This window comes from Sorangium aterium (assembly GCF_028368935.1).
Taxonomy (GTDB): domain Bacteria; phylum Myxococcota_A; class Polyangia; order Polyangiales; family Polyangiaceae; genus Sorangium; species Sorangium atrum.
On the sequence record NZ_JAQNDK010000004.1, the window covers coordinates 667,800 to 683,956 of the forward strand.

Genomic DNA, 16,157 nt, shown 5'->3' on the forward strand with positions numbered 1-16,157 from the left:
GGTCGGTTGGCCGGGATAATCGGTATACAAATCAGGATCGCGGCGGCTCGTTCAACCGAGCCTGCCGCGCGCGGCTACCAGACAGCGCACGTCTTGGTCGGCCGCATCGGCGTGCCCGGCGCGCACTTGAAGGCGTCGCCGAACTCCGGGAGGTTCGCGAGCGGCCCGTTCACGCGGAACCGCGGCGGGGAGTGCGGGTTCACCTGGACCATCAGCCGGAGCGCCTCGTCGCGCAGCTTGCCGCACCAGGACTGCCCGTGCGCCAGGAAGAACTGCTGATCTTCCGTGAAGCCGCTCGCGACCGTCTGCTCCGCCGCGCCCTTGCGCATCGCGCGGTACGCCATGAAGGCGAGCTTCACGCCGCCGAGATCCGCGATGTTCTCGCCCAGCGTCAGCTTGCCGTTCAGCTTCAGCCCCGGCAGCGCCTCGAAGGCCGAGTACTGCGCCTCGACGCAGGCGGTCTTCTCCCTGAACGCCACCCCCACCTCCTTCGACCACCAGTCCTCCAGGTTGCCCTTCTGGTCGAACTGGGAGCCCTCGTCGTCGAACCCGTGCGTGAGCTCGTGCCCGACCACCATGCCGATGCCGCCGAGGTTCACCGCCGCGGCCGAGCTCACGCTGTAGAACGGCGGCTGCAGGATGCCGGCCGGGAAGACCATGTGGTTGCGCTGCGGGTCGTAATAGGCGTTCACGGTCGGCGGGCTCATCTGCCACTCGTCGCGATCGAGCGGCTTGTCGATCTTCCCGAGGTCCCACTGCGTGTGGAAGGCGCGCGCGGCGAGCGCGTTCTTCGCGTACGATCTCGGATCGACCTCGAAATCGTAGGTCCTCCACTTGTCGGGATAGCCGATGAGGTACGCCATCGCGGAGAGCTTGGCGAGCGCGCGCTGCCGCGTGCCCTCATCCATCCAGTCGAGCGCCCGGACGTTGCGCGCGAACGCGTCGCTGATCTGGTGCACCATCGCCTCGGCCGCAGGCTTGCTGGCGCCGGGGAAGCTCGTCTTGACGAACGGCTGCGCGAGCAGCTCGCCGAGCGCGTTGTCGGTCGCGTCCACGCAGCGCTTCCAGCGCGGCCGCACCTCCTTCTGCCCGGTGAGCGCGGCCTGCAGCGTGAAGCTCTCGTCGACGAACGCCTTGGGCAGCGCGGGCGCCATGGAGCGCACGATGTGCCACGAAAGGTAGCTCTGCCACGCGGCGGGCTTCACCGACGTGAGCAGCCGGGAGAGCCCCTCGAAGAACCGGACGGAGGTCACGTTGACCTCCTTGACGTCCTGGAGGCCGAGCCCCTGGAAATACGCGTCCCACGAGAACGCCGGCGCGGCCTTCGCGAGCGCCGCCCGGTCGAGCTTGTTGTAGAGGCCCGTCGGGTCCCGCCGCTCGACCCGCGTCTTCGAGATCTTCGCGAGCTCTGTCTCGATCTGCATCACGTCGAGCGCCGCCGCCTTCGCCGCCGCCTCCTGCGCGCCGGCGAGCCGCATCATCCGCGCGACGTGCTCCTCGTAGGTCTTGCGGAGCGCCTTCGATTTGTCGTCCTCGCCCAGGTAGTAGTCGCGGTCTGGCAGGCCGAGCCCGTTCTGGTCGAGCTGCGCGATGACGCGCGTCGCGTCCTTCATGTCCTGCGCGGATTCGATGTCGAACAGCGCCCAGATGCGGCGGCGGTGGAGCTCGGTGACGAGCGCCCCGAGGCCCTTCGGGTCGCGCACCCGCCGCGCCTTCGCGAGCAGGTCTGCGATGGGCTTCGCGCCGGCGGCCTCGACCGCGGGCTCGTCCATGCACGCGCCGTAGTAGGCGCCTATCTTCTTGGTCACCGGATCCCGGTCGCCGGCGCTCGCGGCGTCCTCGAGGATGCGCCGGAGCTCTGCCTCGTTGCGCTTCTCGATCTCGTTGAAGCTCCGCATCCAGGAGGCCTCGTCCCCCGGGATCTCGGTCTTCGCGAGCCATCCGCCGCACGCGAACTGATAGAAGTCCTCGCAGGGGTTCGCCGATCGGTCGAGCGCGGCCTCGTCGAGCCCGACGCTCTCGAGCTTCGTCTCGACGACGGGGAGGCCCTGCGGCGCCGGCGGCATCAGCGCCTTCACGGTGGGGGGCGGGGGCGCCGGCGGCGGGCTCGCGGCGGGTCCGCAGGCCGCCAGCGCGGAGAGGGCCACGGTGAGCGCGAGGGGAGCGGCAGGCTGTCGGTGCGTGCGCATACAGCGCTCTACCACAGACCCGCCGGGCGCGGACCGGCCGCAGCGGGATCCCGCGCGGTCTCGCCCGCATCCGCCCGGAGCGGGGCCGGCCTCACTCCCGGTCGAGCTTGCCCATCAGGCTCAGGGTGAAATAGGCCCCCATGTACTTGAGGTGCGGGCGCACCTCGAGGTGGACCCGGTACCAACCTGCGCTCCCCTCGACCTCGGTCACCGTGGTGCGCCCCTTGCGGAGCGGCCTGCGCGAGCGCACGGCGGGCGACACGACATCCATGTCCGCGACATACTGGCTGAGCCAGCCGTTCAGCTCGCGCTCGAGGTCGCCGCGCTCCTTCCAGGTGCCGATCTGCTCGCGCTGCATGACCTTGAGGTAGTGGGCGAGCCGGCTGACGAGGAAGACATAAGGCAGCTGTGTGCCGAGCCGGTAGTTGACCTCGGCGGCGCGCCCCTCCTCGCTCTGGCCGAAGTACTTGGGCTTTTGCGCCGAGTTCGCGGAGAAGAAGCAGGCGTTGTCCGTGTCCTTGCGGAACGTGAGCCCGATGAAGCCCTCCTCGCTGAGCTCGAACTCGCGGCGCTCGGTCAGCATGATCTCGGTCGGGATCTTCGTCTGGATGGCGCCGAGCGCCTCGTACTCGTGGAGCGTGAGCCCCTCGACCGTGCCGCCTGATTGCGGCCCGATGATGTGCAGGCACCAGCGGTGGCGCGCGAAGCTCTCGGCGAGCCGCGTCGCCATCGCGTAGGTGGGCGCCCCCCAGCAGTACGCCCCGTGGTTGCCGACGACGTCCTCCTCGTAGGAGAACGCCCGGATGGGGGCGGTGCTCGCCCCGTAGGGCAGGCGCAGGAGGAAGCGGGGGAGGAGCAGGCCGACGTAGCGCGCGTCCTCGGACTCGCGGAACGCTGTGTACTTCACGTACTGCGGCCCCTCGAAGAGCGCCTTGATGTCGCCGAGGTGCGGCACCTTCCGGTAGTCCTTGAGCCCGAAGAACTGCGGGCCCGCGACGGCCAGGAAGGGCGCGTGCGCCATCGTCGCCACCGCGGCGCATTTCTGGAGGAGCGCGATGTCCTGGGGCACGGGGCCGAACTCGTAGTTCGAGATGACGGCGCCGAACGGCTTGCCGCCGAAATTGCCGAACTCCGACGAATAGACGATCTTGTAGAGGCCGCTCCTCACGACCTCGGACGAGTCCTCGAAATCGGCGAGCAGGTCGTCCTTCGAACAGTTGAGGATCTCGACACGGATGTTCTCCCGGAAGTCGATGTGATCGATGGCGAACTTCAGGCCGCGCCACGCGGCCTCGAGGCGCTGGAACACCGGGTGATGCAGGATCTCGTCGATCTGCCGCGACAGCCGCTGGTCGATCTCCGCGATCCACAGGTCGATGAGGGCGCTGTCCAGCGCCGCGCCGGCCTCCGGGCGGCGCGCCACCTTGCCGACGACCGCCTCCACGCCCCGCTTCACATCGTGGTAGGCGCCGCTCGTGGGGCCGACCCCCGTCTCCGCCAGGAGCTCCGCGAGGAGAGAGCCATTGCTCCCCGTCACCGGCTCTTCGTGCTGCCCCGCTTGCATGTCCAGAAATTTACCACGGTCGCTCGTCGGCTGGAAGCGACGGACACGCCGGCGTCCGCGCGCCGCGCCGCGCCGGGCCCCTCCTGGGCGCGGCGGGGCGGCCTGGGGCGGCGCGGCGCGGTCACGAAATGCGCGCGCTCGGCGCGCCTCGGACGCCCGCGCGGAACGCTCCCTCAGCACGCGAGTCAGGTGTCGACCGGACATGAAAAGCGCATGGCGGTCGCGCGACTGCAGTGTTACAAATCACATGTGGGTGCACCCACGGAAGCCGGAGAAACAAGGGCTTTTCGTTCGAGTCTGCCCTCTCGCACTCCGGATCGGGCGCCGACGCCCCCGCGGCGACGCCCGTCCTGGTTGTAGCCGCGCGGTGCCAGCGCCCTGAACGGCTCGGGACCGAGTGAAATGGGCAGTGCGAGCACGAAGGGACAGCGGACATCGCGTGTCTCTATCTGTGTCTCCGTGTGCCCCGTGTCTGTGTGGGTCCAGATTCTCTGTCTTTACATCCGGCGCGCGTCTGTGCGTCGTCGGCGTTCGGCGCGCCTTCGCTCGCCGTAGGTCGTGGATTTCGAGGAGAGGAGTGGGGATGGAACGGCTCGGGCTCGGCATCATCATCGGTATAGGGCTCGCCAGCTTGACGAGGATCACCCGTCCGACCGTCAAGAGGGCCATGGCGCTCGGCTTCGTCGCCGCGGACAAGATCAGGGGCGCGCTCGGCGAGGGCAGGGAGAGGGTCGCCGACCTCGTCGCCGAGGTGAGGGAGGAGATGGCACGCCAGGAGCAGCGCGCCGGCTCGGGCGGCGCGCAAGGGTGGTCGCGCGCGGAGATGGAGCCGCCCGGGAGCTGACGCGTGGGGTGTTCTGGTGACCCGGCCTCGCAGGCCGGGAGGTGAGCCATGCCGAGCGATCGAGGGGTCGTCATCATCCACTGGGTTCCAGGGCGCGTGCGCCTCGCCGTCCCAGCGCTGCGCAGGGACCCGGCGAGGGCGGAGGAGATCGCGGAGCTGGCGCGCGCCTGCCCCAGCGTCGTCGACGCGCGGGCGAGCGCGTGGGCCGCGAGCCTCACGATCGAGCACGAGCCCGACGTCCCGCTCGAGGACGTCTTCTCCGAGCTCGCGCACATCCCCGAGCTCTCGGGCTGTAGCTGCCGCCCGATCGATGAGCTCACGCCCTCGCCCTGCGCCCAGCCCATCGAGCCGCCGAGCCCTGGCCGGACGGCGCGCTTCGTCGTCCAGGCCGCGGACAGGCTGAACGCGGCGTCCCAGGCCGTCCCGCCGGCGCACGTCGACCTCAAGCTCCTGCTCCCGGCGCTGCTGGTCGGGTCCGGGCTGCTCCAGGTGCTGACGCGGCGCTCCCCGGGCATGCCCCACTGGATCACGCTCGTGAAGTACGGGGTCGACTTCTTCGTGGTGCTGAACCACGGCCGCATTCAGAGCTTCTTCGCGAGCGTGGGCGCGAGCGGGAGCGCGAGCGTGGGCGCACCCACGGGCGGCGAGGCGGGGTGACGATGGAAGCGCTCCTGTCGACCGGGACCGAGCCGGTCTCGGTGGTCCACGCGATCCCGGGCAGGGTCCGCCTGCGGCTCCCCCGCCTCGGGAAGGACGCGGCCTTCGGCCCGCTGCTCGAGGCGGGGCTCACCGCCCTGCCGGGGGTCCTTTCCGTGCGTATCGCCGAGGGCACGTCGAGCGCCGTCGTCGAGCACGACCCGCGGCACGTCGACCTCGACGTCATCGTGCGCGCCGCCGCCTCGGCCTCCGCCGCGCCGGCCCCGCGGGGGGCGCTGCGCGCCGCGCGCGCCGCCCGGGAGGCGCGCCGCGCGGCCGCCCTCGCGAAGCGCCCGCTCTACCTGTCGAGCGTCGGCATGGTCCTCTCGCTCGGCGGCTTCGTCTCGCCGCTGCTCGCGTACCCGTTCATCGCCGCGACGTCCGCGCCCATCCTCAAGAGGGCGTGGCACTCGGTGGTGCGGGACCGCAAGCTCAACGTCGACCTGCTCGACAGCCTGGCGATCGCCTCGGCCGTGGCGACGGGAAACGCCATCAACGCGGCCGGCATCATCTGGCTGGTCACGCTCGGCGACCACATCCGCGATCGCACCCAGGCGCGCGCCCGGCGCGCGATCCGCGGCCTGCTCGAGTACCAGCGGGACCTCGCGTGGGTGGTCCGCGGCGACGCGAAGGTGCAGATCCCGGTGGCCGATCTCGTCGCCGGAGACCTCCTCGTCGTCTATACCGGATCGGTCATCCCGGTCGACGGGACGGTCACGGACGGCGAGGGGCTCGTCGATCAGCAGACGCTGACCGGCGAGTCGATGCCCGTGCTCAAGGGCCCCGGCGACCGCTGCTTCGCGGCGACCGTCATCAAGGACGGCAAGCTGTACATCCGCGCCGAGCGGGTCGGCGGTGACACGACCGCCGCGAGCACGGCGCGGCTCATCGAGAACGCGCCCGCCCTGGAGACGCGCGCGCAGAACTACGCGGAGCTCGTGGCGAACCGGCTCGTCCCGCCGGCCCTCGCCTGCTCGGCGGTCGTGCTCGCCGCGACGAGGGACCTCGGCCGCGTGTCCGCGATCCTGACGATCGACTTCGGCACCGGCCCGCGGGTCTCGGCCCCGACGACGGTGCTCGCCTCGATGAACGCGGCGGCGCGCCGCGGGATCCTCATCAAGGGCGGCGCCTACATCGAGAAGCTCGCGAAGGTGTCGACCGTGGTGTTCGACAAGACGGGCACGCTGACCTCCGGCATCCCCGAGGTGACGGACCTCCTCGTCCACGACGCCCTGCCCGAGCGCGAGGCGGCGACGCTCGCCGCGGCGGTGTCCGCGCGGCAGACCCACCCCGTGTCGCAGGCCGTGCTCCGGCTCGCCGAGGCGTGGTGTCTGACGATCCCGGACCGGGAGGAGTCCCGCTACCTCGTCGGCCGGGGCGTGCAGGCCAGGGTCTGCGGCAAGGTCGTGCAGCTCGGCAGCCCCCGCTTCCTCGACGAGCTCGGCGTCGCCTGCCGCGCCGAGCCCGGCGCGAGGAGGGCGCTCGAGGCGGCGGCGAAATCGCTCCTCTTCCTCGCCGTCGACGGCCGGCACGTCGCCACGCTCGCCTGCCGCGACGCCATCCGGGCCGAGAGCCGCGCGACGATCCGCAGCCTGCGCGCGCGCGGGATCGAGGACATCGTCATGCTGACGGGCGACAGCCGCGAGGTGGCCAGGCAGGTCGCGCTCGAGCTCGGCATCACCCGTTACTTCGCGGAGATGCTGCCCGAGGACAAGGCGGAGATCACGCGCCGGCTGACGCAGGAGGGCCGCACGGTCGCGGTCGTCGGGGACGGCATCAACGACTCCCCGGCGCTGTCGTACGCGGACATCGGCATCAGCGTGTCCGCGGGCGCGGAGATCGCCAGGGAGACGGCGGGCGTCGTCCTCGTGGAGGACGACCTGTCGAAGCTCATCGAGGCGATCGACGTCTCGCGCGCCGCGATGCGCCTCATCCACCAGAACTTCTCGATGATCCTCGGCGTGAACGCGGTCGCGTACGCGCTGTCGATTCCTGGGCTCCTCAACCCGGTCGCGGCGACGCTCATGAACAACGGCTCCGCGGTCCTCGCCTGCGTGAACGGACTCCGTCCGCTCATGGCCGCGCCGCGGAGGAAGGCCCGCGTCGGCGGCCGCTAGCGCGCTCGTGCGCGCCGCGCCGCAGCCCGGCACGCGCGCTGCACGAGGGGTGGAATGGTTGGAATGCAGAGCGAAACGCGCGCCGGATCGAGATCGTCCGCCGCGGGCTGGGCGCGCGCGGTGCGCCGGACTGTGCAGTGGCTGCCCGGCGCGGTGCTCCTGGTGTCGATCGGCTGTGCAGCCGTGGCACGGGTGCCTGCATCGCCGCGCGTCACGGCGGGGAGCCCGGAGGAAGCCGGCCGGTACCTGATCCTCGTGGGCGGATGCAACGACTGCCATACGCCTGGCTGGGACAGATCGAGCGGCAGGCTCCCGACCTCGGAGTGGCTGACGGGCAGCGACGTCGGCTACCGAGGTCCGTGGGGGACGAGCTATGCGGCGAATCTCCGGATCTCCACCCAGAACCTCAGCGAGGAGGCCTGGGTGCGGATGTTCCGCGAGGCCGCCGGCCGGCCGCCGATGCCATGGCTCAACTACGTGACCCTGCACGAGGGCGACCTCGTCGCGATGTACCGCTTCATCCGGAGCCTCGGGGAGAAGGGCGTCCCCGCGCCCCGCGCGGTGTCGCCGGGGGAGGAGCCCGCGACGCCGTACATCCTCATGATCCCGCAGCAGCCGAAGGGCAGGCCGTAGTCGTCGGTTCGCGCCGGCTCGCGTCAGGCGTGCAGGCCGCCGAGCCTCGCCGACGCCGCGTGGCTCGCCGCCGGCCGCTCGCAGGGCAGCTCCACCGTGAACCGCGCCCCCTCGTCCGGCCGGCTGACCACGCGCACCGCGCCGCCGAGCGCCTCGACGATGCTCTTCACGACGTGGAGCCCGAGCCCGAGCCCGCCGAAATGGCGGCTCGACACCGCGCGCTCGAACCTGTCGAACACATGCGGGAGCCGCCCCGTCGGGATCCCGATGCCCTGATCCTGCACAACGAGCTCCGCCGTGCCGTCCTTCCGCGCGACCGAGACGTCGATCGGCTTGCCGCCGCCGAACTTGAGGGCGTTGTCGAGCAGGTTCGAGACCACCTGCTCCAGCCTGCTCCTGTCCCACGACCCCACGACGGACGGCTCGGCGCGCACGCTCACGGGCGAGCCGGACTGCGCGATGCGCTCGGTGAGCCGCTCCACGACGTCGTCCACGACCTCCGCGAGATCGACCTGCTCGACGTGCAGCTCCAGCCGGCCGGTGTGGAGCTGCGACACGTCCAGCACGTCGTCGATGAGCCGGACGAGCCGGTGCACCTGCCGATCCATCCTTTGCAGGGCGCGCGCGACGCGCTCGTCGGACGCGTGGTCTCCCCGGCGGAGCAACGCCTGGAGGCCGAGGCGCAGGGAGGTGACGGGCGTCCTGAGCTCGTGCGACGCGACGCTGAGGAACTCGTCGCGGACGCGCACCGCGTGCTGCGCCTCGCGGTAGAGGCGGGCGTTCTCGAGGGCGATCGCGATCTGGTCGGAGAGCAGCTCCAGCACGTGGACGCGAGCGCGCGTGAAGGCGTACGTGGTGAGGTTGTTCTCGAGGTAGACCACCCCGAGCCGCGCCTCGTTCCGCTGGATGGGCAGGACCAGGACCGACCGCGAGCCGCCCTCGGCGAAGTGAGGATCGCGCTCGCGCTCCGGCTGGCTGTCCGCGTCGTCGAGCACGACGATCTCGCCCGCGCCGTGCGCGTGCTCGACGATCTGCCGGGGGACCTCGCATGACCGGGAGAGCGGCGTGCGCTCGATGGAGACCGGAGCGGCGACGGATCCCTGGGCCCGCACGAAGAGCTCCCCCTCTTCCTCGAGCACGAGCGCCCCGCACTGCGCGCCGGCGGCCTCCAGGCAGACGCCCAGGAGCTTCTCGAGCAGCCGATCGAGCACGATCTCGCCCGAGAGGGTCTCCGCGGCCTTGAGCAGGCTGAGCGCGTCGAGGGCGACCGCCGGGAGCCGCTCCTCCGCGAGCTCGGGCTCGTCGCCGGACCCGCCGAGCCCGAACTCCTCCGCGAGCGCGCGGGCCTTCTCCGACGCCCCCCAGCAGGCGAACCCCTGGTGCGCGGCGCGCAGGTACATGGCCGCGATCCGGGCCCGCCCGAGCCCGTGGTAGAAGCGCCCAGCCAGCTCGTTGCCGAGCGCCGCGATGTGGAGGAACCCCCCGCGCGTCGCCGCCTCGATCGCCTCGTCGTACCGCGCGCCGGCGAGCTCGAACCTGCGCTCGACGCGGGCGATCTCCGCGTCGACGAGGAGGCGGCGCGGGAGGAAGTTCTCCGCGCAGCCCGACTCCCACCCTCGCAGGACGCGCTGCAGGTCCGTCGCGCGCGCGAGCAGCGCGGCCCTCTCCCGCTCGTCGGCCTCATCGCACCGCCACAGCAGCGTGAGCGCGGCGTACAGCGCGTACTGGCACTCCGGGATGTAGCCGCCGAGGAAGTGGATGGACGTGACCGCCGCGTCGGCGTGCGCGGTGGCCTGGGCCAGGTCCCGGAACAGGTACGAGGCCTGGAGCCGCAGGATGTGATACACGCACTTCGCCGGCGGCTCCCGCTGCATCGCTTCGAGGAAGGCCCGCTCGTCGAACTCGGCGTCTTCGGGCACGTTCCGGCCCCTCGTCAGCCCCTTGAGGCACCGGATCATCTGCCGGTAGGAGACCTGGTAGAAGAGCGTCGACTTGTTGCCGGTCTGCTGGCTGAACGCGAACCCGTCGTTCAGGTCGACGAGCACGAGATCGAGCTCCACCCCTGCGGCGAACGAGTGCTCCACGAGCCCCGTGCGCGCGTAAGACGAGAAGCGGAGCTCGCCGGACGACAGGCCCAGGGCGACGATCTCGCGGAACGCCGCCCCGCCCGACGCGAGCGGCGCGATCCACGGGTGAACGAACTCGTTGACCATGTACCGGGCGATCGTCTCCTGGGCGCGATCCTCGAACCTCCGCGCGAGCTCCACGGCGAGCTGGCCGAAGCCCTGGGCGCTCGAGAGCTCGCCCTCCGCCGCCAGCAGCATCGCGTGCCCTGCGTAGGAGAGGATCGACTCGCTCGCGTTGCCGTGCTCCAGCGCGAAGCGGACGCCGAGGGAGGTGAGGAGCACGAGCTGCTTCCGATCCGCGAACCAGGCGGGGGCCACCATCTCGGCGAGGAGCCTCATGCGGGCCCGCTCTTCCGGGCTCGTCACGCGGGGGAGATCGACGAGCGACTCGGGCGAGCGCTCCGCCAGCTGGCCGGCGATGGCCCGCCGCTGGGCCGCGATCTCCGCGTCGAGATCCGCCGCCGACAGCTCGGCCCCGAAGTGCGCGCGCAGCGCGTCGCGCCCCCAGCTGAGCGCCAGATCGTGCTCGCCGGTGATCGTCGCGCTCATGATCCGGAGCGCCTCCAGGTCGACCTTCTCCGGGATCGACGCCGCGTGGCGGAGCCCCTCCTCCACGAGCGCGCGGGCCGCCGCGTGCTGATCGGTCAGCGCGGCGCACTCCGCCGCGTCGCGGTGGAGGGAGAACCAGAGCTCGTAGCGCGAGCGGAAGGCGCCCTCCGGCAGCAGGCGGAGGCCGCTGCGGAAATACGCGAGCGCCGGGCCGAAGGCGGCGGCGCGGCGCGCCTTCACGCCGGCGCGGAGGTTGAGCTGCGCGAGGTGGTCCCGCTGCTCCGCGTCGAGCAGCGCGGCGCCGAGGTTCAGCTGGTCCGCGGCGTCGAACAGCGCCGCGTCCGTCCCGTTGGTGCAGGTGGCCTCGAGGAAGCGGCCGATCTGCAGGTGCAGCTGCATCCGCAGCTGCTCCGGCCCGAGCTCGTAGGCCGTCTGCTGGACCCGGTCGTGGACGAACCGGATCGCGAGCCCCGCCTCGCGCTCGCACGTGCCGTCGGGCACGACGAGCCCCTCGCGGAGCGGCTGGACGAGCGCCCCAGTCGTCTCGTCGACGGATCGGCCGAGCACCGCCGCGATGAGCCTGAGCTCCGCGCGCCTGCCGATGCACGCGGCGACCTGCAGCAGCTCCTGCGCCGCCTGGGGCAGCCTGCGGACGGACTCCGACATCAGCTGGACCACGTTGTCGGTGACCCCGACCCGCTCGATCCGGCCGAGATCCCACGTCCATGTCGAGCGGATCGCGTCGAAGAGGAGCAGGCCTTTCTCCTGGAGGGACCGGAGGAGCTGGCGGATGAAGAACGGATTGCCCGCCGTCTTGGCGAGGAAGAGCTCTGCGAGAGGGCGCGCCCGCTCCGGCTCGCAGCGGAGCGCCTCTGCGAGCAGCGCGACGACCGGCTCGACGCCGAGCGGGCCGAGCGAGAGGTGCGTCATCGGAGGGACCTGCGCGCCGCGGATCTCCTCGATGGTCTGGTGGAGCGGGTGCGCGGCGCCGACTTCCCTCGACCGGTACGCGCCGAGCAGGAGCACGTGCTTGCTGCGCGGATCCGCGGCGAGGGCGCGGAGGACGCGGAGCGACGCGGCGTCCGTCCACTGCAGGTCGTCGAGGAAGATCGCGAGCGGCGGCCGCTGGGTGGCCACAGCGCGCACGAAGTCCTGGATCGCGAGCAGGAAGCAGTTCTCCGCGCGCATCGGATCCGCGGCCGGCAGCGCGGGCGCGTCCCCGAGGAGCTCGGTGAGCTCCGGGCAGAGCTCGCCGAGGGCGCGGCTCCGCTCGCTGACCGCCTCCCTGAGCTGCGCGCGGCTGTCCTCCGGCTCGGCGCGGAGCGCGGCAGCGAGGGCGCGGAGCGCCTCTGCCAGGGACGCATAGGGCACGTTCGCGGCGCGCAGGTCGAACTTGCCCGCGATGAACCGCCCGCCCCGCTCGGCGACGGCGGCCTGCAGCGCCTCGACGAGGGCGGTCTTCCCGACGCCTGCCTCCCCGGTCACCAAGACGAGCTCCGTCCCGCCGTTCGACGCGCGGGCGAGCGCGCCGCCCAGCACGGCGAGCTCACGCTCGCGGTCGATCAGGCGCTCGGGCAGCGGGAGGCGCCGCGCGAGGTCCATGCGGCCGAGCTCGAACGGCGCGATGGTGCCCGTGGCGCGCCATCGCCTCCGCGCCTCGTGGAGGTCCTGGGCGAGGCACTCGGCGCTCTGGTATCGCAGGTCCGGCATCTTCGCGAGGAGCCGCTGTACGAGCTCCGAGAGGGACGCCGGGACACCGGGGCTCACGACGTGCGCGGGCACGGGGCTCCTCGCCATGTGGGCGTGCACGAGCGCGAGCGGATCGAGGTCCTTGAAGGGCGGCGCGCCGGTGAGCATGGCGTAGAAGGTCGCTCCCAGCGCGTACAGGTCCGATCGCGCGTCGATGAACCAGCAGGTGCGCCCGAGCTGCTCGGGGGACAGAAAGGGGAGCGCGTCGAGCTTCTCGAGCTCCACGGCTCGGGGCATGCTCGTCAGCTCGGCCGCGTCCGAGAAGTGGACCAGGGTGACCTGCCCGTCCTCGCCGAGGACGACGCGGCTCGGGGCGATCGCGCGATGGACGACGCCGCTCCCGTGAATGCGCGCGCACGTCTCGGCGAGCGCGATGGCGATATCGAAGAACGCGTCCAGCGCGAGCGGCCCTCGCGCGAGCCGGCGCTCGAGGTCCTCGGGACCTGCGTCCTCGAGGAGCAGCGCCGGCGTGCCCTCCGGGCCGTCCAGCGCCAGCGGCCGCACGACCCCCGGCACGTCGAGCCGGCGCAGGAAGGCGTGCTCGCGCAGAAGGAGGGCCGCCGCGCCCGGGGCTGGATGACGCCCCCGAACGGTTTTCTGAACCACCATCCTCCCGGCAAACCTCTGTCTGCGGAGCAGAAATCGGCTGCAGCGGTGGACGTCAGTCGCTTCCGCCCGAGTCATACGCGTTCCCCCTCGCGCGTTGCCGCGAGAATATAAAGCAGGATGTGTGCTGGTGCGAGCCGGGAAGTCCCGGGTCTCGTGATATGGGAGAGACGTCGGGTTGTGCGCTTCGCGCTATCGCGCGGCGCCATCACCTCCTCCTCTCGACGCGACGACGCGACGACGCGACGACGCGACGACGCGACGACGCGACGGCGCGCGCGCTGCGCGGCCTCCCCCTCGCCGCGAGGGCGCCCTCCAGCTGCCATTTGCCTGGCCGTCTGGCTGCGCGGGAAGGGGTGAATGGGGCGTGAAAGGGGCAGCACGGCGCTGGCCTCGAGCTCCGGCGACGACCGGCGACCGCCAATCCGGCGAGCGAAGGTGCTAGGATGAATCTGCGCATGTACGGGGGGCGGCCGGCTGCCCCCGCGCCGGTGCGCGCTGCGGGGAGCTTTGATGAACGCACCTGTCGTCGCAGGGGACGTGATCGCCGAGAAGTACCGGGTCGACCGGATCTTGGGCAGCGGCGAGCTGGGGACGGTGGCCTTCGCGAGCCACCTCGTGCTTCCTCAGCGGGTCGCGATCGAGCTCCTGCTCGCCGACGGCAGCCCGGAGCGCGTGGAGCGCTCGCTCCGGGAGGCGCGCGCGGCGGTGGCGCTCAAGGGGGATCACGTCGCGCGGGTGCTCGACGTCGGTCAGCTCGCCTCGGGTGTCCCGTACATCGTCACGGAGCACCTCGACGGACAGGACCTCTCCGAGCTGCTGCGCGGCCGCGGCCGGATCGAGCTCTCGGAGGCCATCGATTGGGTGCTGCAGGCCTGCGTGGCGGTGGCCGAGGCGCACGCCGCGGGGATCGTGCACCGCGACCTCGAGCCGGCGCGCCTGTTCCTCGCGACGACCCCCGGCGGCGCGACGCTCCTCAAGGTGCTCGGCTTCGGCGCGTCCAGGGAGCTGCCCTGCGCGAGCGACGGCGGCGCGCCGGCGCCGACGGGGGAGGAGCTCGGCGCGCCGCTCTACATGTCGCCGGAGCGGATGCGGTCGTCGGTCGCCGTCGACGCGCGCGCCGACGTCTGGTCGCTCGGCGCGATCCTGTACCGGCTCCTGACCGGGCGGCCGCCGTTCGAGGCGAGCTCGCTCGCCGATCTCGCGCCGCGCGTCGCGAGCGCGGCGCCGGTGCTCCCGAGCGCGCTGCGGTCCGACATTCCCCCCGGCGTCGACCGCGTGCTCCTCTGCTGCCTCGAGAAGGACCCAGCGCGGCGGCCCGCGAGCGTGGCCGAGCTGGCGATCGCGCTCGCCCCTCATGCGTCGGCGGAGGGCCAGGATCACGTGGAGCGGGCCGCGCGGCTCCTCGGCGCGACGCTCCCGTCGCGCCCCCGCGCCTCGCTCCCGACGATCGGGCTCGGGCTCAGCGCGAGGCCGCGCCCGCCCGAGAGCGCTGGACCGAGCTCGGAGGCGGCCCCGGAGACCTTGCGGCACGGCGCGCAGGACACGGGGCGCCACAGGGCGCGCATCGCGCTGATCGCCGCCGTCGCGTCGCTGCTCGCGATCCTCGGCGTGGCCGCGACGCAGCTCAGGTGAGCCGGCGCCGGCCGAGCCGCCGCGGGCGCAGGAGCACCGCCTCCGGCCCTCGCCGGAGAAGCGTCGTCACCGCGAGCGCGGCAGGATGGGAGAAGCCGGAGAGCCGTCCTGTCTCTCACGGATGGGGCGCGGATCCTCGCGGCTGCGCCGAGAAACGTGACATCCGCGTAGACCGGCTGTCGTAGTATCCGCCGCATGCCGCATTCTCTCCCAAATTCCGGGGGTGGTCTCGCTCCGCCCGCGCGCATCGGCAAGGTCGCGTTCCTCGGGTATGGCCGCTTCGGTGCGGCGCTCGGGTCGCTGCTCCGCGACGCGGGGATCTCGGTGCGCGCGTTCGACCCTTCTGCGGAGATCCGCGGCGCCGCGCGGGCCGCCTCGCTCCCGGAGCTCGTGGACGGCGCGGACCTCGTCATCGTCGCCGTCCCGGTGCCAGCGGCGCGCGAGGCCCTCCTGTCGCTGCGGCCGCACCTCGCGCCGGGGCAGATCGTGGCCGACGTGGGCAGCGTGAAGAGCGTGCCGGCGAGCGCCATGGCCGAGGTGCTCGGCGAGAGCCGGCCCTGGGTGGCGACGCACCCGCTGTTCGGTCCGGCGAGCCTCGCCCGCGGCGAGCGCCCGCTGCGCGTCGTCGTCTGCCCGAACCCTGCGCACCCGGACGCGGTGCGCCGCGTCGTCGCGCTGTTCGAGCGGATCGGCTGTCAGGTGCTGGAGCAGGCCCCGGAGGACCACGACCGCGTGATGGCCTTCACGCACGCGCTCGCGTTCTTCATCGCGAAGGGCATGATGGACGCGGGCGTGCCCGCCGGCGCGCCCTACGCGCCGCCCTCGTTCCAGGGGATCGCTCACACGATCGAGACGGTGCGCGTGGACGCGGGGCACCTGTTCGCCGCGCTGCACCGCGAGAACCCCTTCGCGAGCGAGGCGCGCCGCCGCCTCATCGACGCGCTCGTCGCCGTCGATCGAAGCCTCGACGTGCCGACCAAGGACGCCGCGCCCGAGGACCTCGCCGCGCTCGCGATCCCCGATCTCGGCGCGCTCTCTCCCGAGCTCCGCGAGACGCGGGAGCTCATCGACGACCTGGATCTGGAGCTCGTCGGCCTGCTCGCGCGGAGGGCCGAGCTCGTCCAGCGCGCCGGGCGCGCCAAGGCCACGATCGGGGCGGCGGTCCGGGATCCGGTGCGCGAGGCGCGGCTGATGGAGTCGCGCCGCCGCTGCGCCCAGGAGCTCGGCCTCGACCCCGACGGCGTCGCCGAGGTCTTCGAGGTGATCCTCCGGCACTCGCGCTCGCTCCAGGAGCGGCGCTCCGCCGTCTAGCGCGCGGAGCGCGGCGCAGGCGGCGGACTTTTCACCATCGGAACACTCGGCGCTCCGAGTGCGTCGAGCGGGTATCGCCAGAGGGTCGGGAGAGCGTCGCCACACCGCCCTCCGCGTCGCTCGCGTCGGCTTTCTTCG

9 protein-coding genes are annotated in these 16,157 nt (G+C 72.4%); 6 read left to right on the forward strand and 3 right to left on the reverse strand.

Going from position 1 to position 16,157, the window contains the following annotated elements; all coding sequences use genetic code 11:
• Nucleotides 1–74 precede the first annotated feature (74 nt).
• Entirely contained in the window at nt 75–2,189 is a 2,115-nt protein-coding gene (locus tag POL72_RS33940; RefSeq protein WP_272100932.1) for a M13 family metallopeptidase, read from the reverse strand.
• A 91-nt stretch (nt 2,190–2,280) separates the two neighbouring features.
• A complete protein-coding gene (gene tssC / locus POL72_RS33945) occupies nt 2,281–3,753 on the reverse strand; it encodes a type VI secretion system contractile sheath large subunit (protein ID WP_272100933.1) in 1,473 nt (490 codons plus the stop codon).
• Nucleotides 3,754–4,336: 583 nt separating this feature from the next.
• On the opposite strand from tssC, the gene POL72_RS33950 reads away from it, so the two are divergent.
• From POL72_RS33950 to POL72_RS33965, 4 genes are all read left to right on the forward strand, one after another.
• A complete protein-coding gene (locus tag POL72_RS33950) occupies nt 4,337–4,597 on the forward strand; it encodes a hypothetical protein (protein ID WP_272100934.1) in 261 nt (86 codons plus the stop codon).
• Between the two features lie 48 nt (nt 4,598–4,645).
• Nucleotides 4,646–5,254: a hypothetical protein gene (locus POL72_RS33955; protein WP_272100935.1), complete on the forward strand. Its 609-nt coding sequence runs from the start codon at nt 4,646–4,648 to the stop codon at nt 5,252–5,254.
• Nucleotides 5,255–5,256: 2 nt separating this feature from the next.
• Entirely contained in the window at nt 5,257–7,410 is a 2,154-nt protein-coding gene (locus POL72_RS33960; RefSeq protein WP_272100936.1) for a heavy metal translocating P-type ATPase, read from the forward strand.
• 63 nt (nt 7,411–7,473) lie between these two features.
• Complete coding sequence (locus tag POL72_RS33965) at nt 7,474–8,043, forward strand: cytochrome C (protein WP_272100937.1); 570 nt, start codon at nt 7,474–7,476, stop codon at nt 8,041–8,043.
• 23 nt (nt 8,044–8,066) lie between these two features.
• On the opposite strand, the gene POL72_RS33970 is transcribed toward POL72_RS33965, so the two are convergent.
• Complete coding sequence (locus POL72_RS33970; protein WP_272100938.1) at nt 8,067–13,151, reverse strand: GAF domain-containing sensor histidine kinase; 5,085 nt, start codon at nt 13,149–13,151, stop codon at nt 8,067–8,069.
• A 435-nt stretch (nt 13,152–13,586) separates the two neighbouring features.
• Between POL72_RS33970 and POL72_RS33975 the strand changes: the two genes are divergently transcribed.
• Both POL72_RS33975 and POL72_RS33980 read left to right on the forward strand, forming a co-directional pair.
• The gene (locus POL72_RS33975; RefSeq protein ID WP_272100939.1) at nt 13,587–14,708 is read left to right on the forward strand and encodes a serine/threonine-protein kinase; all 1,122 of its coding nucleotides are present in this window, start codon (nt 13,587–13,589) and stop codon (nt 14,706–14,708) included.
• A gap of 195 nt (nt 14,709–14,903) precedes the next feature.
• Nucleotides 14,904–16,019: a prephenate dehydrogenase/arogenate dehydrogenase family protein gene (locus POL72_RS33980; RefSeq protein ID WP_272100940.1), complete on the forward strand. Its 1,116-nt coding sequence runs from the start codon at nt 14,904–14,906 to the stop codon at nt 16,017–16,019.
• Nucleotides 16,020–16,157: the final 138 nt, after the last annotated feature.